Source organism: Bifidobacterium longum subsp. infantis ATCC 15697 = JCM 1222 = DSM 20088, assembly GCF_000269965.1.
GTDB lineage: Bacteria > Actinomycetota > Actinomycetes > Actinomycetales > Bifidobacteriaceae > Bifidobacterium > Bifidobacterium infantis.
In genome coordinates this window covers 2,547,981-2,568,579 of record NC_017219.1, presented here as the reverse complement: position 1 = coordinate 2,568,579, position 20,599 = coordinate 2,547,981, and the positions used below count along the sequence as shown (strand labels likewise).

Here is a 20,599-nt window from a genome sequence, read left to right as displayed (position 1 = left end):
TTAGCGGTGTGGTCAGCTGTCGCATGCGGAAAATCCTAAATCAACCGCCGAAGAGACACATCGCCGACTCGGCGGAACTCGCTGGTCTGCGCGCAATGAGGAGTGTTGTGTCTGAATGCGATTCAGACAATGGTCGGCGTCAAATAGCGGTCTCCAGCCATTAATCATTGGTGATTGTGGACATTGAGCGGAGTAAACATTCTAGATGATTCAGGGATATGCCGAAAATCATATCGTTCAGAGAATGAAATACCGCATCTCGGAGTAACTGACTGTCGACGTGCATGGTTTGAAATCTGATATCCACGCCCATCATGCCTAGCAAAATTACGGGAATGGGGTTCGGCCAACCGGGAGCTTCCGAATGCTCAATGCTGTATGCACTTAGTGTGTGGAAACCAGCCAATCATTGGCCAATGGCAGGCCGCAGTCGAAACCAGAAATATCCTCTCGCAGTCAGGTGCCGAGGCTCAGTGAAGTTGGTCACGTCCATATGGGATCACGCTCCAACAATTCATTCAGACGTAGGCCCATAGGTTCGTTTAATGCTGCGGTGAAATCATTCCACGCTTTACTGTTGAGCCGAATGATATGAACTTCATGGATGTCCCGATCTGCGGCGGCGAGCAGATTCGATAATGCCCATTGCAACGAAGTCATGCCTTTGGACTCGGCCGCTTGGTCGATTCTGGAACGTTGCTCTTAGGTGAGTCTCATTTCAAAACGACTGTTCTTGTTATTCTCTGTAGTCATACTCCTGTTGTACGACTTTTGTACGGACACGATTGGTGTGTGCGGGATGTCGATTGCGATGGCCATGTGGGCTCCTTTGCTTGGTCTGTTCGATGTACAGGCGCGCAGCGCGCTGGTTCCCTGAACATACCGTGCGTGCGATTCGCATATCCAGCCGAACCGGCCTATGTGGTTCCAGCTTCCGAACCGGTCTTCCACTGTTCCTCGTCTTCTCGAGCAATGAACATCTGATATATGTATTGTCGCGTCGACTGCGTATCTCTAATCCTTGCGGATGAGGAGCGGGCCGGTAATCCAGAAAGGTTCATACCGCAGCCCGATGGTCGGCTGGGCGTTCGCTCCGTACGCTCGGGAGTATGAATACAGCAGCATCGCAATTGCAGCAGACTCAGCCGGCGCCGGGACCGGCGGCTCAGCCTCAGCAACCCCAACAGTTCCAGCAGCCGGCATCGCACACCCAGCAGTGGTCCCCGGTCATCGAGGCCCACGACCTGGTCATGGACTACACCGCCAGCATGGCCCGCGCGCAAGCCGGGCACGGCGTCACCGGTGTGGTTCCCGCCGGCGCAGGTGCCGGCTACGCACCGGCTCCCGCAAACCCCGCCGCCCAAGGCACCGCAGGAATACCCGGTGCTGGGCAACCGAATCAGCCCATCCAACCGGGCTTCGTCATGCCCACCATGCACACGCTTGCCTTGAACCACGTGAACTTTGTGCTGGGCGAGGGCGAGACGGTTGCAGTGATGGGCCCGTCCGGCTCCGGCAAATCCACTTTGCTGCACGCGCTCGCCGGCATCATTAAGCCGACCGCCGGCACCGTCATCTTCCGTGGTGCCGACCTGAGCCGCATGAGCGACGCCGAGCGCACCAAACTGCGCCGCAACGCCTTCGGCTTCGTCTTCCAATCCGGCCAGCTGCTGCCCGAACTGCCGGCGGTCGAAAACATCGCCCTGCCGATGATGCTTGACGGCATGCCCTACCGCACCGCCACCGACACGGCGATCCTGTGGCTGGAACGCATGGGATTGCGCGCGCTCGCCACGCACCGGCCGGGGGAGATGAGCGGCGGACAGATGCAGCGCATCGCCATCGCCCGTGCGCTCGCCGTCAAACCTGCCGTGGTCTTCGCCGACGAACCGACCGGTGCCCTCGATCAGGCCACCGGCCGCGAGGTCATGGGCATCCTCATGGCCGCCGCGCGGGACAACGGTTCCGCCGTGGTCGTCGTCACCCACGACCCCAACGTCGCTTCGTTCTGCTCGCGCACCGTGACCATGCAGGACGGCCAGCTGGGAGGCGTACGATGAGCACTTTCGCATTGTGGCGATTGTTCCATCGCCCCGGCTCGCGTGGCAGTGCGGGTCATACTTCGGTGTTGGCCATCATTGCTTTTGCCGCAGCCACCACTATCTTTCTCACCGTTTTGGGCGGCGTGCATGGGTTCATGTGGCGCGCCTCCGCCGACCACACCATTGGATGCGCAATCAATCTCGACGCTTGCAAACCCGGAACAGCGGAAATCTGGAAGCAGCGTATCGCCAATCCCCACAGCCTGGATCAATACGCCACGGCATATGTCGTGCTGGCGTTCTTTGCCTGCCTGCTGCTGATTGTGCCGTTCGTGGCGCTTGCCGGTTCCGCCGCGCGATTGGCTGCGTCCCGTCGTGACGCTCGGCTCGCATCCCTGCGCTTGGCAGGCGCGACCACGGGGCAAGTTATTCGCCTTACGGCGCTTGATGCGGCTGGGCAGGCCTTGGTGGGGGCGCTGATTGGCATCGCGGGGTACTGCGTGTTGATCCCCCTAATCATGTTGCTGCATTTCCAGAATCAGACGTTTACGTTCGAGCAACTGTGGGTGGGGCCGATTGCCTTGATCATTACGCTTGTTGGCGTGACCGTGTTGGCGCTGATCTCTTCGCTGGTCACGCTTCGGCGCGTGGCCATCACGCCACTCGGCGTCACTTCACGCGTTGCGACTACGCTGCCGTCCGGCTGGCGTGTGGTGGTGTTCGCCGTCATCATGGTGATTGCCGTTCTTCTGTTCAAGAATCCGATGGTGCTGGCTCAGGCCGGTGAAGTAGTGATGTACGGCGTGATCATCGGCTTCATGCTGCTGTGCTTCGCGCTGGTGAACCTCGTGGGCTCCTGGGTGGTCACCGCTCGCGCCAAAGCCAAGGCCAAGCGGCCCAAGGATGCGGCCACGATGATTGCCATGCGCAGGATTCTCGACAATCCGAAGCGTGCGTGGCGCAATGTGTCCGGTATTGCGTTGGCCGTGTTCATCGCCGGCATCACGTCAATCTGTGGCTTCCTTGGCTCGGCCGCTGTGGTGGGCGACCCCAATGATCCATCCACCGTGTTCATTCGCGATATCGGCACGGGCGGCATCCTGACCCTCGTATTCGCCGCAGTGCTTGCGGCGGTCAGTTCCGGCGTGATGCAGGCTGGCAGCGTCTACGATCAAGCCGGCGAATACCGCATGCTGGTGCTGGAAGGCACTGATGTCAAGACCTTGAACCGTGCGCGATTCATCGAGGTACTCACCCCGCTCAACATCGTGGTGATCGTGGCCGGCGGCTGTTCCATGCTGCTTATGGCCCCTCTGTTCGCCGCTTCGATGACCGAACCGGCCACGCTGGCCAGCTTCTTCGGCGGGCTTGTGCTGTGCTATGCGCTGGTCTCCATCGGCGCGTTCGCGTCCAATCGGGTGGCGGCCAGCTTGAATCTGGCCGATTATCGGGCTGATGACTGAGGCGGTACGGTACTTTCCCGGATGACGACGCTGGTGGGAAGGATGACGTGCATATCGCCCGGATTGTCATTGCGGTTGTCGATGATCATCTGCACGGCACGTTGTGCGATTTCGCTGAACGGCTGGTGCACGCTGGTCAGGGAAGGCATGAGCTGATCAGCGGGGAAAATGTCGTCAAACCCCATTACGGACAACTGTTTGGGTAACGGAATCTTATGTTCACGTGCCGCGCGATACGTGCTTACCGCCGACAAGTCGTTGCAGCAGAAAATCGCGGTGGGTCGGTCGGGGAGTTCCAGCAGCCGGCAGGCTGCTTCATAGCTTGTTTCGGCGGGAAAGTAGTCGCCCTGTTCGATATAGGACTCCGGCAGATCCACCCCGGCCTGTTGCAGAGCGACGGTGAATCCGCTATAGCGCGCGATGCTGGTCTGTAGGTTCGCCGGCCCCCGGATGACGGCGATGCGTCGATGGCCGAGCGACAGCAGGTGTTTGCCGGCCTGGTATCCTGCGGTCCAGTTATCGATGGACACGCTCATCACATCCGAATCGACGGTATCGATTGGGTCGATGATGACCACGGGAATACTGCGTGATTTCAACAAAGACTTCGCTTGAGTGGTCAGACCGCCCATCTGCTGCATAATCACGCCTTGGGGATTCCTATCGATGATGCCGCGGAAACAGTCTTCCGTGGCATCGCCATGGTTGGTCTGGGTGACCGTGATGGCGAGGCCCGCCTGCTGCGCCCAGTGCGAGGCATATTTGATGAGTTCCATCGTGCCGTTGTGCGCGATGTACTCGACGACGAGTTCGATGGTGGGGGAGAGCTTGGTACTCACCAGCGGGCGCGAGTAACCATGCTCGCGCAGCACCTGTTCGACCTGACGTCGCGTCTCGTCGGAGATGCCGGGCCGGCCGTTGATCACCTTGGAGACGGTCGAGGGGGAGACACCGGCGATCTTCGCCAGATCACCGACCTTGAGCTTATGCGTGGGATTGTCGTTGGCCATCACCGCTCCTCTCTGCCATTGCCTCTGTTCACCATTATGGCCCATAACGCCGCATTTTTTCGTAGTTTTCCTTACTTCGCGTGTTCTGGGAGAAAAATTTTCGTAATCGGGTTTGTAAATTTCTAAATCAAGGGGTATGCTGAAGGCAATGGTTCACCAAGGCGAAGGAGCCCGAACACATGAGTACCATCACCCAAGTCAAGACGTATGACTTCCGATTCCCCACCTCTCAGACGCTGTCCGGTTCGGACGCGATGAACCCCGATCCCGACTACTCCTCCGCATACGTGGAGATCTCCACCAGCGCGGATGACGGTATCAAGGGCGTCGGCTTCGTGTTCACCATCGGCCGCGGCAACGATGTGGTTTGCAAGGCCATCGAATCGATGTCGCAGGTGCTGATTGGGCGCAACACCGAGGAACTGCTCGACAACATGCGCATTGCATGGGATCTGTTCGTGCATGATTCCCAATTGCGCTGGCTCGGCCCTGAGAAGGGCGTGGAGCATATGGCCATCGGCGCCGTGCTTTCCGCGCTGTGGGACATCAAGGCCAAGCGTGCCGGCAAGCCGTTGTGGCTGCTGTTGGGCGAGATGGAACCCGAGGAACTCGTCTCCACGCTCGACTTCCGCTACATGACCGACGCGCTCACGCCCGCCGAAGCCGTTGAGATTCTTCGGGAAGGGCAGAAGGGCAAGGCCGAGCGTATCAAGCACCTGCTCGAGGTCGGCTACCCCGGCTACTCCACCGCCCCCGGCTGGCTTGGCTACTCCGACGAGAAGATGGTCGCGCTCGCCAAGGAGGAGACGCAGGTCAAGGGATTCAAGCAGATCAAGCTCAAGGTCGGCCAGAACATCGACGACGATCTGCGTCGCCTGGCCAAGGCCCGCGAAGCCATCGGCCCCGACGTGCGTCTTGCCGTGGACGCCAACCAGGTGTGGGATGTTCCCACCGCCATCGACTGGATCAACAAGTTCCACGACTTCGATCTGGCTTGGGTGGAGGAGCCGACCAGCCCCGACGACGTGATCGGCCACGCCACCATCGCCCGCGCCATCAACCCCATCAAGGTGGCCACCGGCGAGCAGATGCAGAGCCGCATCCTGTACAAGCAGTATCTGCAGGCGAACGCCTTCGGCATCATGCAGATCGACGCCACCCGCGTGGCCGGTCCGCAGGAGATCGTGCTCGAATACCTGCTCGCGAAGAAGTTCAACAAGCCCGTCTGCCCGCACGCCGGCGGCGTGGGCCTGTGCGAGGCCGTATGCCACTTCGCGATGTTCGATTACGTGGCCGTGTCCGGCACGATGGACGGCCGCATGATCGAATACGTCGATAACCAGCATGAACATTTCGTCCACCCGACCGAGATCAAGGACGGCAACTACGTCGCTCCGACCGCTCCGGGCAACGGTACCGAAATGACGCTGGAGACGGCCGAGAAGTACCTGTATCGCGGCTGACCGCAACTGGAAATTCATAACTGAACAACACAACTTAACACAACAACACACAACCACTCCGGCTGGGGTGCCGAAGCCCCGGCCGGGCGTGACATGGAACACCCATGAAACGCAGAATAAGGATGGACGAAGGAGTTCCCATGGATCTGCATCTCGAAGGCAAAGTCATCATCATCACCGGCGGCTTCAAGGGCATTGGCAAAGGCATCACGCTGCAACTGGCCCAGGAAGGCGCGATCCCGGTGGTGATCAACCGCTCGGACAGCGCGCTCGAGGAGTTCAAGAAGGATATCGAGCAGTACACGACCGAATACGACGTGCATCTGCTTGATCTGAACGACACCGACAAGATCGCCGGCATCGTCGAGGAGACCTACAAGAAGTACGGCCATATCGACGGCATCGTGAACAACGCCGGCAAGAACGACAACAAGGATCTCGAAACCACCACCTGGCGCGAATTCGAGGAATCGATCCACGGCAACCTGACTCACTATTACGAGCTGGTCCACGCGGCCGTGCCGTATCTCAAGGAAAGCCATGGCGCCGTCGTGAACATCTCCTCGAAGACCGCGCTTACCGGCCAAGGCAAGACTAGCGCCTACGCGGCCGCCAAGGGCGCGATCCTGGGACTCACACGCGAATGGGCCGCCGCTCTCGTCAAGGACCGGGTGCGTGTCAACGCCATCGTTGTCTCCGAATGCTGGACCCCGCTGTACGCCGACTGGATCAAGACCTTCGGTGACGAGGCCGCACAGAAGGCGCGCCTGTCGGTGATCACCGACAAGATCCCGCTGGAGCACCGCATGACCACCACCGAAGAGATCGGTAATGAAGCGGCATTCCTGCTCTCCGACCGCTCCAGCCACACCACCGGCCAGTGGGTGTTCGTCGACGGCGGCTACGTCCACCTTGACCGTGCGCTCGCCTGACTTCGAGGTCCGGCGCACATCCTACGAGAGATACGAAATGGACCGAAACGGGGCATATATGGCCTGATAGGCCATTTTCATGGGGTGTGATCGGGGGAGGGTAAACTCGTACCGGTCACATCCGAACCGTCGGCTCCGCCTCTATGGGGAGCCTTACAATGCAGCACCGAATCGCGCGCCGCGTCCGAATGCTCCATGCGGCGCGTGACTCTCAAGGAGGAGAGAAACCATGGCATCCAACACTCCGACGACGACGTCGAAGTCCACCAGGGGCAAGAGCTGGATCATCGCATTCGCTCTGGTCACGCTACTGTTCTTCACCTGGGGCCTGACGATGAACCTCGTCAGCGCCATCCGCGATCCGTTCGCCGTTTACCTCAACCTCAACAGCACCGAATCCTCGCTGCTGCAGGTCGCCTACTTCGGCGCCTACTTCGTAATGGCCATTCCGGCGACAATGGTCGCCAAGCGCTTCGGCTATAAGGGCGGTATGATCTGCGGCCTGATCTTCTTCGTGATCGGCTCGTTCCTGACCATACCCGCCACCACGTCTCTGAGCTACGGCCTATTCCTGCTCGCCATGTTCGTTATCGCGCTCGGCGCCGCCTCGCTCGAGGCGAACTGCAATCCCTATATCATCAAGCTCGGCGACGAGAAGGGCGAATCCTTCCGCCTGAACCTCGCACAGAGCTTCAATGCGGTCGGCTCGGTCGTCAGCCCGCTGATTCTTGGCATGATTCTCGGCAACACCGCCTCCGCCAAGCCCGGTGACCCCGGCTTCGAGGAGTCCAAGGTCGCCTTCATGAGCCAGACCCGTATGTTCTACATCGTCATCGGCGTGATTCTCGCAATCGTCATCGCCGTGTTCGTCATCGCCAAGCTCCCTTCGCCCCCGGGCGACGAGGAGGAAGCGGCCGGCGGCGTTGCTCAGGACAGCTCAATCGGCGCGCTCGTCAAGAAGCCGTGGGTCGTCCTCGGCGTCATCGCCGAGTTCGTGTACGTCGGTCTGCAGACCATCGGCTTCTCCACGTTCTCCACGTTCGCGCAGCAGCAGTGGGAGGGTATGAGCGCCGGCATGGCCGCCACGTTCCTCGCCGTCCTTACACTGATGTACACGATTGGCCGATTCGTCACCACCCCGTTCATGGCCAAGTTCGAGCCAGGCAAGATCCTCGGTTTCTACATGATCGGTGCCACGATCCTCATGATTCTCACCGCCATGGGATTGGGTAAGATATCGGTCATCACGTTTATCGCTCTGTACTTCTTCATGTCCATCGCCTACGGCACGATTTTCGCCCTCGCTCTGACTCATCTGAAGGGCGCCGCGGCCAAAACCGGCTCCAGTCTGATCACGATGTCTATCGTCGGCGGCGCGATTATCCCGCTCGTCTACGGTGCGATCACCGATGCGGCCGGCATGAACGTGATGCTCTGGGCGACCGTTCCGTTGTTCCTCTTCCTGGTTTGGTACGCATTCTGGGGTTCCAAGATCGGTCTGAAGGAGGCCTGACATGACACTCAACGTAATCGATTCCCACTTCCATATCTGGGATCCGGATGCGCAGGATCTGCCATGGCTAGCAGGGTTGCCCTCACTGCAGCACCGGTACACGGTTGACGACCTCGCCGCGGAATACGCCAAATTTGGCGTGAATTTCCTCGGCGGCGTATACGTGGAGGTTGACGCGGCCGACCATGAGCTTGAGGACCGGCTGCTGTACGAGAATGCAAGTCCTCTGATCTTGAAGCGCATGTTGCAAGGACGGGTAAGCCCTTGGATGCGTGTCCCGATTAATGCCGATGGCATCAGGGAACCGCTGCATGTGGATTCCGAGCCGCGGGGCCGTGCGCTCGAACCCGAATTCATCGCCGGTCTACGCGCGATGGCCGCCAAGGGATTGCCATTCGAGCTGTGCAACCGTGGCCCGGAACTGGGCGACATGGCCAAGGCGTTCGCGCAGGTTCCCGAAGTGACGGTCATCATCGATCATCTCGGCAACGTGCCCGGGCTTGATGAGGAATCGTGCGCCGCGCTCGCAGCGTTGGCCGAACTGCCGAATTCGTATATCAAGGTTTCCGGCGACAACCCGGTGGGCCCGGACATCGTGAAATACGTGCGGGACACATTCGGCCCGAAGAAGGTGCTGTACAGCTCCAACTGGCCGGTCGTGGAACTCAACTCGACCTTTGCCACGCACTTCCAACTCATGCTGGACACGTTCGGCGAGGACGAGGACTTCTTCGAAAACAACGCCCGTCGCGCTTACAACATCGACTAAACCCAAGCCCCCTCTGATGAGGGGGGTGCTTTGCCGAATAGCGCAAACTATTTCGTGCGGTACACAAACAGACGAGTACGAGGAGGCAAGCACGAGGAAAGGGAGACCTCGCAGTTGCGGACGGAATCATTCGTCCGCAACTGCGAGGTCTCCCTTTTCTCGCCGTATCGGTATGTGTTGGTAAAAGGTACTGCGGCTGACGGCTGATATTCCGGTGCCGTCAGCGCCGTCAAGCGTTATCTTGCGTTATTCCGCGTTGAAGACGACTCCCTTCTGCAGGATTAGGTTCGCGTACTGCGCCGACTCGCCGCTGGCAATCACACAGTAGGCGTTCTTCGCCTGCTCATAGAACGCGAAGCGCTCAAGCGATCCAATCGCATCCGCACCGCGTTCGTCATGCTCCTTGATGAGGCCCGCGTACACATCCCAGATCGGCGTCGCAACCGTATCGCCCGGCACTTTTTCCATCAGCGTCGCCGGCTTGTCCACATACGTGTCAAGCGGGAACACCGTCAGAATCGCTTTGAGGATCTCGCCGCCACCGTGGCCGTCCATACGAACCACGATTGCGTTCTTGCCGATTGATTCGGCTGGGAAGTTGCCGTCCGCGATGACCAGCTGATCGCCATGACCCATCTCGCACAGCACTTTCAGCAGCTCCGGCGGGATGATTTTCGGAATACCTTTGAGCATGAAGCCTCCTTGCTCGTTGCCTTGACGCCGCGGCAACCCCGCCACGGCGTCAATCGTGGCCGCAGGGCATTCCCGCAACCGTCGATGTGCTACTAGTTTACCTCGCGTAAGCGAAAAATTCCATGTCAGATGGTAATTTTTCCAAACACATCTTCGATTTCATGGGGATTCGCTTCAAGCGGTCGCGAGATCATGGGCATTCTCATGGCCGCCGGTGTGAACCTCGCCGATTACCATGCCGATGACTGAGATCAGCTCAGCAGCGCCGCGATGATCGCGATAAACACCGGGCTGGTCATGGTGCTCATCAGAATGCCGTCGCGCGCGAAGGTGAGGCCCACGTTGTAGCGGGCCGCGTAGTTGTACACGTTCTGGCCGGTGGGCAGAGCGGCGAGCACCACGCAGGCGTACAGCTCGGAGCCGCGGAAGCCCATCACGAAGTAGGCGAGCAGGAACGCGATGATCGGCATGATGATGTTCTTGAGGACCGCGACCGTGAAGATGGCCGGTCGATCGCCCTTCTGCTGCAGCGGCTTGGTGCCGTGCAGGGACATGCCGAACGCCATCAGGATCATCGGCACAGCCGAATCGCCGATCATGTCGATTGGGTCGAAAATGAATTTCGGCACCGGGAACCAGCCGCTTTTAGCGGAAATCGCAGAGACCACAATGCCCAGCAGCGAGCCGATAAGCAGCGGTTGATGCAGTGGCTGCTTGGCGATTTCCTTGATGGAGACCTTGCCCTTGGTGGTCACGTCCAGCACTGTCAGGCCCACCGGTGTGAAGATGGCCTGCTGCATGACCAGAATCGGTGCCACCAGCGCCGGGTTGCCCAGAATGTAGGTGGCGATTGGCAGGCCGATGTTATTGGAATTAAGGTACAGCGAATTCAGGGCGCCGATGGTGGCGTCCGGGGCGTTCAGGTGGAAGAACATGCGGTTGAGCACCAAGAACACCACGCCCACCAGCACGGCGGAGAAGAACGCCACGATAATCGAGGGGTGGAAGATGTCGAAGATCGGCTCCTTGGAGAGAATCGCGAACATCAGGCACGGGCTTGATACGAAGAAGGAGAAACGGTTGAGCACCATCTGAGCGGACGGCCCGCCGATTCGCATTCGTGCGGCGACATATCCCACCGCAATCACGATGCCGATAACGCAGAAGCCTTGCATGGCGCTGATTAGACCTGACATAATCCTCCCTTTCGCCACCCCAGTGTGGCACATAAAAATGTATTCGGCCGCAAAATCTCATGTAGTGGGTGTGCTGGGCCCGCCGCCCACGCGGTACGCTGGTCACATGACGCTTGAATTGAACCGCACCGCATCCACTGCCGAGCAGCTGAACAGCCTGCTCACCCAGATCATGGAGAACTTCTCCGTGTCCGACCACGAGGGCCCCCTCACCGACGAGGCTGAGGCCTTCCTGGGCGGGCAGGAACACCTGACCGTCCGTCGTCACGGTGACACAGTGGTGGCCAGCACCGACTTCGGCAAGCCGAGCCGTGTGATCTTGGCCGGGCACCTCGATACTGTGCCGGTCATCGACAATTTCCCACCAAAGTGGCTGGAGCCCGGCGATTCGCTGATTCGCGAAGAAATCGCCCACGCTCATCCCGAAGACCGCGTGCTGTGGGGCCGCGGTGCCACCGATATGAAGGCCTCCGACGCAGTGATGCTCTACCTTGCCGCCACGCTCGACGGCCTCACGCCGGAAACCACCCCGAAAGTCGACCTCACCTACGTCTTCTACGACCATGAGGAAGTCGTCGCCGAAAAGAATGGCCTACGCAAAGTCGTCGAGGCCCATCCCGATTGGATCACCGGCGATTTCGCCATCATCGGCGAACCCACCAACAGCGGCATCGAGGGCGGCTGCAACGGCACGATTCGCTTCGACGTCGTGACCCACGGCGTGGCCGCCCACTCCGCCCGCGCGTGGATGGGGGAGAACGCCATCCACAAGGCGGCCGACATTCTGAACCGACTCAACACCTACGAGCCGGCCACCGTGAACGTGGACGGGCTCGACTATCGCGAGGGCCTCAACGCCACTCTGATCTCCGGCGGCAAAGGCACGAACGTCATTCCGGATGAATGCCGCGTGCACGTCAACTACCGCTTCGCCCCGGACAAGTCGCTGGCCGAGGCCAAAGCCCTGATGATGGGCGCGGACGCCGGTGCCGAACTCGGCAATGGCGAGCATGTGGCCACCGGCGGCGTGTTCGAGGACTACGGCATCGAAATGAAGGACGAAAGCCCTTCCGCGCGCCCGGGTCTGAACGCCCCGCTCGCCCAGGATCTGGTCCGACTGGTTAAGGAGCGCACTGGCCGCGACCCACTGGCCAAGCTCGGCTGGACCGACGTGGCACGCTTCTCTCAGCTCGGTATCCCGGCCGTCAACCTCGGTGCCGGCGATCCGCTGCTGGCTCACAAGCACGACGAGCAGGTGCCCGAATCCGATCTGACCGCCATGGCCGCAATCCTTACCGACTGGCTGGTCTGACACCTCTCTAGCTCCCCTCGCTGAGGGGAGCTGTCACCGCAGGGAGGGGAGCCGAGAGAACGTCAGCCTCGCCGGGCCACGCCCGCACAAAATATGTGGCATACTAAAGGATGGTGGTTCTGCATAACCATCAGCGTGTGAGATGGCGTCGATCCCCTTGCGGCTCTCGAGAATGAGACAACGCAAGCGCCGGTGTCCGCCACCCGCAGGACAGACTTGAGACGAAGTTGCCTTTACGCGGCGCGTTTTCGCGCGGCCACGGTGAGAGCGTGGTGTGAGCCAAGCGTATAGGCCTGGAAATAGGCGTCGTGATGCAGCGCGCCGCGAGGAGCATTGTGCCCACTGATAACCGTGAAGGTTTCGTCAACGACGGAACCGATAATTCAACCGTATCCAATGCCGATTCGGCTGCAGCCGTGAACGCTGCGCCTGCCGCCGCCTCCCAGCCCGCCGAACCTGTTCGCCGTCGTCGCGGCGGCCGTCGCGTGGTTCGCGGCACCGGTGCTGCCGGCGCTTCTCTGGAACTGCAAGTGCAGGAACGCACCCCGCTGTTCGAAGCCCCCGCGCTTCCCGATGCCGGCACTGCGGCCGATTCCAGCGATTCCGATGAATCCAGCGATTCCAAGGATTCCGCCGAACGCCCAACCCGTCGCCGTACGCGCCGCGCCGCTTCCACAGTGGTCGACTCGTATAGCGAGGATGATCGTCCTCGTCGTTCGCGCCGCACTGTCAGTGTCGATGATTTCGATGACGATGACGCCCCACGTTCCCGTCGCCGTTCGGTTGCGGACGATAACGATTACGACGAGGACCGCCCGGTTCGCCGCCGCTCTCGCCGTGCATCTATGGATATGGATGATGATGACGAGGACCGCCCGGTTCGCTCCCGCTCTCGCCGTGCAGTTGCGGATACGCACGAGGACACCCCGGATGAGCGCCTGTTCGATGCGGTCGAATCCCTGCCCTCTGGCCACGAGACCATGCGCCGCGGCAAGCCGATGACGTCCCTGCTCTTCCAGGAACCGGTACTGCCCGCCGCTGTGGATGCGCACGATACCGCTGACACTCGTGATGACGATGTTGACGCCGACGAACGTCCGTCTCGTCGCTCCCGCCGCTCGCGCAGCCACGATGATGACGACGCGCAGCCGCGCAGCCGCCGCCGTGACGACCGTGACGATCGTGGCCGCAACGCTGCCGCCGGTGACGCCAATGCCAGCGCCAACGCGGACCATGATGATTTCGATTCCAATGACGCTTCCGACTCTCGCCGTTCCCGTCGCTCCCGCCGCCTGAACGCCCAGGAGCGCCGTGCAGCCGCCGAAGTCGAGCAGATTGAGGAAGACCTCGAGCTGGACGATATCGCCTACTCGCCGATTGCCGAAGAGGAGGGCGACGAAGAATCCGACGCCATCCGCACCCGTTCGCGCCGTCGCCGCCGTCGCGGCTCACGCGGCGAAACCGGTGCCAACGGCGAGCACGATACCGCCGAGAACGATGCCGAGGATACGCGTTCCCGCCGTCGTGACGATCGCGATGATCATGACCGTGATCGCGATGAGGACGATGAGGAGCAGACCGTCACTCGCCGTCGCCGCCGCCGTCGTGGCGGCAAGAACGGCGAGGGCACCGACGACCAGAGTCAGAACAGCGAACAGCCGCTGGTCCGCCGCTCCCGCAAGCAGCAGTACATCGACGAGATCACTGATGTGGAGGGCTCCACTCGTCTCGAGGCCAAGAAGCAACGCCGCCGTGACAACCGTCGTGAGCGCAGCCGCCAGAGCCAGCTCATGGAGCAGGACTTCCTCGCACGCCGCGAGAACGTGGACCGCCTGATGGTGGTGCGTGAGAAGGAACAGCACACCCAGATTTCCGTGGTGGAAGACAATGTTTTGGTCGAGCATTACGTCTCCGACATTCAGGAAGTACAGACCGTCGGCAACATCTATCTTGGCCGCGTGCAGAACGTGCTGCCCAGCATGGAGGCCGCATTCGTGGATATCGGCCAGGCCCGCAACGGCGTGCTCTACGCCGGCGAGGTCAACTGGGATGCCGCTCGTCTCGAAGGCCAGCCGCGCCGCATCGAGCTGGCGTTCAAGTCCGGCGACCCGGTGCTCGTGCAGGTCACTAAGGACCCGATCGGCCACAAGGGTGCCCGCCTGACCTCTCAGGTCACGCTCGCCGGCCGCTTCCTGGTGCTCGTGCCATCCGGCGGCATGACCGGCGTGAGTCGCAAGCTTTCGGAGCGCGAACGCAGCCGTCTGAAGAACATCGTCTCCAAGATCGCCCCGAAAGACATGGGCGTGATCATCCGCACCGCAGCCGAGGGCGCATCCGAAGACGCCATCGTCAAGGATCTCGAATCACTGGTCCGCCAGTGGGAGCGCATCAACGCCAAGCGCGAGGAATTCTGGCACGGCAAGCGCCCGAAGCTCCTGCAGGGCGAGCCCGACGTGGCCATCCGCGTGGTGCGCGACATCTTCAACGACGACTTCAGCAAGCTCATCGTGGAAGGTGACAAGGTCTACGGCCGCATCGAGGAATACCTGGACACCATGGCCCCCGACTTGAAGGACAAGCTGGAGAAGTGGGACCCGGCCGAGCATGAAGGCAAGGACGTGTTCGACAAGTGGTCCATCGACTCCCAGCTGCGTAAGGGCATGGAGCGTCAGGTTTACCTGCCGTCCGGCGGCTCGATCGTCATCGACCGCACCGAAGCCATGACCACCATCGACGTGAACACCGGACGCTTTATCGGCAAGGGCAAGTCCTTGGAGGAAACGGTGACGCGCTGCAACCTGGAGGCGTCCGAAGAGATCGCCCGCCAGCTGCGCCTGCGCGATATCGGTGGCATGGTGATGATCGATTACGTCGACATGGTCATGCCCGCCAACCGCGATTTGGTGCTGCGCCGCTTGGTCGAATGCCTGGCACGCGACCGCACCAAGCATCAGGTGGCCGAAGTCACCTCGCTTGGTTTGGTGCAGATGACCCGCAAGCGCATCGGCCAGGGTCTGGTCGAGGCGTTCTCCGAGGAATGCCCGACCTGCAAGGGCCGTGGTTTCATCCTGCATGATCAGCCGACCGTTTCGGCCGACTACGACGATCCCTACGCGCTTCGCGGTGGCGACCCGTTCGTCAAAACCAACAAGCACGGTCGCGGCACCGCTCCCGCTCCCGAACCGGCTGGTTCCAGCGCTGACGTCAAAGCCAAACTGGCTCAGATTGCCGCCGCTGCCGTCGCTGCCAACAACACGGCGGAAGAGTAAGCGGAAGAGTAACAGGTGTGTCGTGCTTGACACGCGGGCAAAAATCATTTGATTTAGTCCGTATGGTGGTGTAGATTCGAAACTCGGTGTCTGACCGCAGGCTCGGTGCGTGTTAGGCAAGGTAGCTTTCCAAAACATAAAAGGAACGATAATGTACGCGATTGTGAAGGCCGGTGGCCATCAGGAAAAGGTCGAGGTTGGCGACGTCATCCTCGTGAACCGTCTCGACGCCAAGAAGGGCGATACCGTGGAATTCCCGGTCTCCCTCGTTGTCGATGGTGACAAGGTCACCCTTGCCGCCGCCGATCTGGCCAAGGTGTCCGTCAAGGCTGAGGTCGTGAACGACGAAGCCAAGGGCCCGAAGATTGACATCCAGAAGTACAAGAACAAGACTGGTGTTGCTCGCCGTAAGGGTCACCGCCAGAAGCTGACTATCGTCAAGATCACGGCGATTGCCTGAGTTATAGAAAGGACCATGAATCATGGCACATAAGAAGGGTGCGTCCAGCTCTCGCAACGGTCGCGATTCTAACCCGCAATACCTCGGCGTGAAGAAGTTCGGCGGCGAAGCCGTCGTGGCCGGCAACATCATCGTTCGCCAGCGTGGCACCAACTTCCACCCGGGCCACAACGTCGGCATGGGCAAGGATCACACGCTGTTCGCCCTCACCGATGGCTCCGTGAAGTTCGGTGTGCGCCGCGACCGCAAGGTTGTCGACGTCATCGCCTGAGCGATATAGCGTCAAGTTTTTTCCAAGCCGCGCCCGTAAGGACGCGGCTTTTTTGTAAGGTAATCAATATGAGTGATTTTGTGGATCGAGTAACCGTCCATGTCAAGGGCGGCGATGGGGGCAACGGTTCGGCCGGCATCCGTCGTGAGAAATACAAGCCGTTGGCCGGTCCGAACGGCGGCAATGGCGGCGACGGCGGTTCCGTGGTGTTCGTGGCCGACCGTAACGCCACCAGCTTGCTCGACTATCGTTTCATGCCGCATCGTGTCGCCGGCAGCGGCACCATGGGCCTGGGCGATAATAAGGACGGCTCCAAGGGCGAGGATCTGATTCTGCCCGTGCCCTGCGGCACCGTCGTCTTTGAGGCGCGCGGCGAACAGGGCAAAGCCAAGCATCCCGGCGCACAGCTCGCCGACTTGCGCCACGAGGGCGACCGCTGCGTTGTCGCCCAGGGCGGTGCCGGCGGCCTCGGCAACATCGCCCTGGCCAACAAGACCCGCCGTGCCCCCGGCTTCGCCCTGCTCGGCGAACTCGGTGAAGAGCGCGACGTGATTCTGGAACTGAAGTCCATCGCCGACGTGGCGCTGGTCGGTTTCCCCTCGGCCGGAAAGTCGTCCCTGATTGCGGCGATGAGCTCCGCCAAGCCGAAGATCGCCGACTACCCATTCACCACGCTGGTGCCGAATCTCGGCGTCGTTATCGCCGGCGACTCTCGATACACCATCGCCGATGTGCCGGGACTGATTCCGGGCGCCTCCGAAGGCAAGGGCCTGGGACTGGAGTTCCTGCGCCACATCGAACGTACCGAAATCATCGCCCATGTGATCGATTGCGCCACGCTTGAACCGGACCGCGACCCGATGTCCGACTACCACGCGCTGGAAAACGAGTTGGCGCTCTACGCCGACAAGCTCGAGCTGCCGTTGGGTGCCATCCCGATTCCCGAACGCCCGCGCATCGTGATCCTGAACAAGATCGATGTGCCCGAGGCCAAGGAATTGGCCGAGTTCGTGCGTCCGGAGTTCGAGAGACTCGGGCTGAAGGTCTTTGAGATCTCCACTGCCTCACACGAGGGTCTAAAGGAGCTCAACTTCGCGTTGTCTGCGCTGGTGCACGAGATGCGTGAGGAAGTGGCCAACCGCGAGCAGGCCGAAGAGGAGGCTCGCGTGGTCATCAAGCCATTGGAGACCAAGGGCCGCCGTCCGCGTCGCGCTGACGAGGGCGGCAGCGCGCTTGAGTTCACGGTCGAGCGCCGCGAGCTCGGCAATGGCGAAGTGTTCTTCGAGGTGCGTGGCGTCAAGCCGGAGCGCTGGGTCATGCAGACCAACTTCGACAATGACGAGGCCGTGGGCTACCTGGCTGACCGCTTGGCCAAGCTGGGCGTGGAGGACGAGCTGCGCCGCAAGGGTGCTCACCCCGGCGACGAAGTGCGCATCGGTCGTGGTGCCCGTATGGTCGAATTCGATTGGGATCCGACCATCTCCGCCGGTGCTGAAATGCTCGACGGCTCCAACCTCGGTGCCCGAGGCAAGGATCTGCGTCTCGAAGAGCAGGACCCGCGCACGCACCGCCGCTCCAACGCCGAACGTCGTGCCCAATACCACGAGATGATGGACGCCCGTGCCGCCGTGCGCGACGCGATGATGGCCGAACGCAAGGCCGGCCACTGGGCCGACCCGACCGTTGACGACGATCGCCATGATGAGAACAGCCTCTTCGGCCACGGTGAGTCCAGCGAAGATGGTGAAACCGAGGAATAAATGAGCACTCCCAGTCAGGCCGAGGTGCGGCGCATGGTCGCCGCAGCCGGAACCATTGTCGTGAAAGTCGGCTCCAGCTCACTGACCCAGCCGAGCGGTCACCTCGACCCGGACAAGCTCGACGCTCTGGCTGCCGCCCTTGCCCAAATACGACTGATGGGCGGGCGTGTAGTACTGGTTTCCTCTGGTGCTATTGCGGCCGGCTTCGGCCCGCTGGGCTTTGACGAACGCCCGGCCGACGTGGCTACTCAGCAGGCCACCGCAGCGGTCGGCCAAGGTTTGCTCATGGCTCGCTACGAGACTGCTTTTGGCCGTTTCGGTATTCGCGTAGGCCAGATTCTGATTACCGCTGAAGACACGATTCGTGCCACCCAGTACCGCAATGTGGAACGCACGCTGGACCGTCTGCTCGACCTCGGCGTGGTGCCGATTATCAACGAAAACGATTCGTTGGCCTCGAACGAGATTCGTTTCGGCGATAACGATCGACTCTCCGCCTTGGTAGCCAATCTGGTGCGGGCCGAAGCCTTGGTGCTACTGACCGACGTGGACGCGCTGTACACTGCACCGCCCTCGCAGCCCGGCTCCCGCCGTGTGGAATATGTGCCGAACGTTATCGATGCACTTGGCGACATCCAAGTCTCCGGCTCCGGCTCCAAGGTCGGCACCGGCGGCATGGTCACCAAACTCGAGGCCGCGCGCGTGGCGGCCGTCTCGGGCATCCCCACGGTACTCACCTGCGCCTCGAACGCGGGCCCGGCGATGATGGGCGATCCGGTGGGCACCGTGTTCGCACCGGTTAAGGCCCGCGGCTCATCACGCCGTCTGTGGATTGGTTTTGCCGCCGACCCGCGCGGCGCGATTGTGGTCGATGCGGGTGCCGGCCAGGCGATTCGCGGCGGGCGTGCCTCGCTGCTGGCTACTGGCGCGCTCGAAGTGCATGGCGATTTTTCCGCCGGCGATCCGGTCTGGATCGATGCCGAAAGCGGCGAACACCTGGCCCGAGGCCTCGCCGGCTTCGATTCCGAAGAAATTCCGCAGATGCTCGGGCGTAACACCGCCCAACTCAAGCGTTTCCTCGGCCCCCAGTATGCCCACCCACTGATTCATCGCGACAATCTCGTGCTCGTGTGACTGATGGAATCTGTCACACGACAGGTTTCATCACCATAGTGCGGCTCTGGCGATTTTTCGTGCTGTAGGTTTAGCATGGGAGCCATGACTATGGCGCAATGGCAGACTCTTTCCGACCGTATCAACACTGTGGCACCGAGCGCTACGCTCGCCGTCGATTCCAAGGCCAAGGCCATGAAGGCCGCCGGACTTGACGTTATCGGCTTCGGCGCAGGTGAACCGAATTTCCCGACCCCCGCAAACGTGGTCAAGGCTGCGGCAGATGCCTGCCTTGACCCGAAGAATTACAAGTACACGCCTACGCCGGGCCTGCCCGAGCTGCGCGAAGCGATTGCGGCTAAGGTGCTGCGCGATTCCGGCTACGAGGTCAATGCCGATCAGGTTGTGGTGACCAACGGCGGCAAGCAGGCCGTGTATGAATCCTTCCAGATCTTGCTCAACGATGGCGATGAGGTCATCATTCCCGCTCCGTACTGGACCAGCTACCCCGAGGCTGTGAAGATTGCCGGTGGTGTGCCGGTCGAAGTATTCGCCGGTGCCGACGTGAACTTCGAGCCCTCGCTTGAGGCTCTGGAAGCGGCCCGTACCGAGCATACGAAGGCAATCATCGTCAACTCCCCGAACAACCCGACCGGAGCCGTCTGGAAGCCGGAAACCGTGGAAGCGATCGGTCGTTGGGCCGTCGAGCACCACATTTGGGTTATCTCCGACGAGATCTACGAGCACCTGAACTATGACGATGTGCACACCACCTACATCGGTGCCGCCGTGCCGGAATGCCGCAGGCAGTTGCTGGTGCTCAACGGCGTGGCCAAGACCTATGCGATGCCGGGCTGGCGTGTCGGCTGGATGGTCGCTCCGCTTGAGGTGGCCAAGGCCGCCACCAAGCTGCAGGGGCATATGACCTCCAATGTGGCCAACATCTCCCAGCGTGCTGCTTTGGCTGCTGTGGCCGGTCCGCTGGATGAGGTGCATGAGATGCGTAAGGCCTTTGACGCGCGCCGCCGTGCGATTGTGACCGCCTTGAACGATATCGAGGGCGTCAACTGCCCGACTCCGACCGGCGCGTTCTACGCTTTTGCGGACATCACCGCTTTGCTTGGCAAGCCGCTGGGTCCCAAGGGTACAGTGTCCGATACGTCCGCTGACTTTGCCGCCGCACTGTTGGATGAGGCCCACGTGGCCGCCGTCCCCGGCGAGGCCTTCGGCGCTCCCGGTTACCTGCGTTTCTCCTACGCATTGGCCGACGAAGACCTAGCCGAAGGCATGCGTCGATTCAAGGAATGGGCCAACTGAGAAGAGTCGCGTGCCA

Annotated in this window: 16 protein-coding genes and 1 pseudogene; 13 read left to right on the top strand and 4 right to left on the bottom strand. The window is 61.1% G+C overall.

Going from position 1 to position 20,599, the window contains the following annotated elements; genetic code table 11:
• Positions 1 to 483: 483 nt before the first annotated feature.
• Positions 484 to 690, bottom strand: a pseudogene (locus tag BLIJ_RS14510) (type II toxin -antitoxin system TacA 1-like antitoxin); the annotation flags it as partial.
• Positions 691 to 1,109: 419 nt separating this feature from the next.
• Here BLIJ_RS14510 and BLIJ_RS11985 point away from each other — a divergent pair.
• A complete protein-coding gene (locus BLIJ_RS11985) occupies positions 1,110 to 2,060 on the top strand; it encodes an ABC transporter ATP-binding protein (protein ID WP_041982159.1) in 951 nt (316 codons plus the stop codon).
• The gene (locus tag BLIJ_RS11980; RefSeq protein WP_012578539.1) at positions 2,057 to 3,505 is read left to right on the top strand and encodes an FtsX-like permease family protein; all 1,449 of its coding nucleotides are present in this window, start codon (positions 2,057 to 2,059) and stop codon (positions 3,503 to 3,505) included. Before BLIJ_RS11985 ends, BLIJ_RS11980 begins: the two co-directional genes overlap by 4 nt.
• Here the strand turns inward: BLIJ_RS11980 and BLIJ_RS11975 are convergent.
• Complete coding sequence (locus BLIJ_RS11975) at positions 3,487 to 4,515, bottom strand: LacI family DNA-binding transcriptional regulator (RefSeq protein WP_032743891.1); 1,029 nt, start codon at positions 4,513 to 4,515, stop codon at positions 3,487 to 3,489. The genes BLIJ_RS11980 and BLIJ_RS11975 overlap by 19 nt on opposite strands.
• 179 nt (positions 4,516 to 4,694) lie before the next feature.
• On the opposite strand from BLIJ_RS11975, the gene BLIJ_RS11970 reads away from it, so the two are divergent.
• The 4 genes from BLIJ_RS11970 (at position 4,695) to BLIJ_RS11955 (ending at position 9,192) form a co-directional block, all read left to right on the top strand.
• The gene (locus BLIJ_RS11970; RefSeq protein ID WP_012578537.1) at positions 4,695 to 5,978 is read left to right on the top strand and encodes an enolase C-terminal domain-like protein; all 1,284 of its coding nucleotides are present in this window, start codon (positions 4,695 to 4,697) and stop codon (positions 5,976 to 5,978) included.
• 140 nt (positions 5,979 to 6,118) lie between these two features.
• Positions 6,119 to 6,910, top strand: coding sequence for an SDR family oxidoreductase (locus BLIJ_RS11965; protein WP_012578536.1), 792 nt, complete (start codon positions 6,119 to 6,121; stop codon positions 6,908 to 6,910).
• Between the two features lie 229 nt (positions 6,911 to 7,139).
• On the top strand, positions 7,140 to 8,423 hold the full coding sequence (locus tag BLIJ_RS11960) for an MFS transporter (protein ID WP_012578535.1): 1,284 nt from the start codon (positions 7,140 to 7,142) through the stop codon (positions 8,421 to 8,423).
• 1 nt (position 8,424) lies between these two features.
• A complete protein-coding gene (locus tag BLIJ_RS11955) occupies positions 8,425 to 9,192 on the top strand; it encodes an amidohydrolase family protein (protein ID WP_012578534.1) in 768 nt (255 codons plus the stop codon).
• 246 nt (positions 9,193 to 9,438) lie between these two features.
• On the opposite strand, the gene BLIJ_RS11950 is transcribed toward BLIJ_RS11955, so the two are convergent.
• Together BLIJ_RS11950 and BLIJ_RS11945 are read right to left on the bottom strand one after the other, a co-directional pair.
• Positions 9,439 to 9,885 carry an RbsD/FucU family protein gene (locus BLIJ_RS11950; protein ID WP_012578533.1) on the bottom strand — a complete coding sequence of 149 codons (447 nt, stop codon included), beginning with the start codon at positions 9,883 to 9,885 and terminating at the stop codon, positions 9,439 to 9,441.
• A gap of 251 nt (positions 9,886 to 10,136) precedes the next feature.
• Positions 10,137 to 11,081: an AEC family transporter gene (locus BLIJ_RS11945; protein ID WP_013141357.1), complete on the bottom strand. Its 945-nt coding sequence runs from the start codon at positions 11,079 to 11,081 to the stop codon at positions 10,137 to 10,139.
• A gap of 106 nt (positions 11,082 to 11,187) precedes the next feature.
• On the opposite strand from BLIJ_RS11945, the gene dapE reads away from it, so the two are divergent.
• The 7 genes from dapE to BLIJ_RS11910 all read left to right on the top strand — a co-directional run bounded on the left by dapE (position 11,188) and on the right by BLIJ_RS11910 (position 20,583).
• A complete protein-coding gene (dapE, locus tag BLIJ_RS11940; RefSeq protein ID WP_012578531.1) occupies positions 11,188 to 12,393 on the top strand; it encodes a succinyl-diaminopimelate desuccinylase in 1,206 nt (401 codons plus the stop codon).
• Between the two features lie 311 nt (positions 12,394 to 12,704).
• A complete protein-coding gene (locus tag BLIJ_RS11935) occupies positions 12,705 to 15,662 on the top strand; it encodes an Rne/Rng family ribonuclease (protein ID WP_041982157.1) in 2,958 nt (985 codons plus the stop codon).
• 151 nt (positions 15,663 to 15,813) lie between these two features.
• Positions 15,814 to 16,122, top strand: coding sequence for a 50S ribosomal protein L21 (gene rplU / locus BLIJ_RS11930; RefSeq protein ID WP_012578529.1), 309 nt, complete (start codon positions 15,814 to 15,816; stop codon positions 16,120 to 16,122).
• Between the two features lie 22 nt (positions 16,123 to 16,144).
• On the top strand, positions 16,145 to 16,393 hold the full coding sequence (rpmA, locus tag BLIJ_RS11925; protein WP_007053061.1) for a 50S ribosomal protein L27: 249 nt from the start codon (positions 16,145 to 16,147) through the stop codon (positions 16,391 to 16,393).
• A gap of 68 nt (positions 16,394 to 16,461) precedes the next feature.
• Positions 16,462 to 18,153 (top strand): GTPase ObgE, encoded by a 1,692-nt coding sequence (gene obgE / locus BLIJ_RS11920; protein WP_012578528.1) that lies wholly within the window; start codon positions 16,462 to 16,464, stop codon positions 18,151 to 18,153.
• Positions 18,154 to 19,287, top strand: a complete 1,134-nt coding sequence (gene proB / locus BLIJ_RS11915; RefSeq protein ID WP_012578527.1) for a glutamate 5-kinase — start codon at positions 18,154 to 18,156, stop codon at positions 19,285 to 19,287.
• Positions 19,288 to 19,377: 90 nt separating this feature from the next.
• A complete protein-coding gene (locus BLIJ_RS11910) occupies positions 19,378 to 20,583 on the top strand; it encodes a pyridoxal phosphate-dependent aminotransferase (RefSeq protein WP_012578526.1) in 1,206 nt (401 codons plus the stop codon).
• Positions 20,584 to 20,599: the final 16 nt, after the last annotated feature.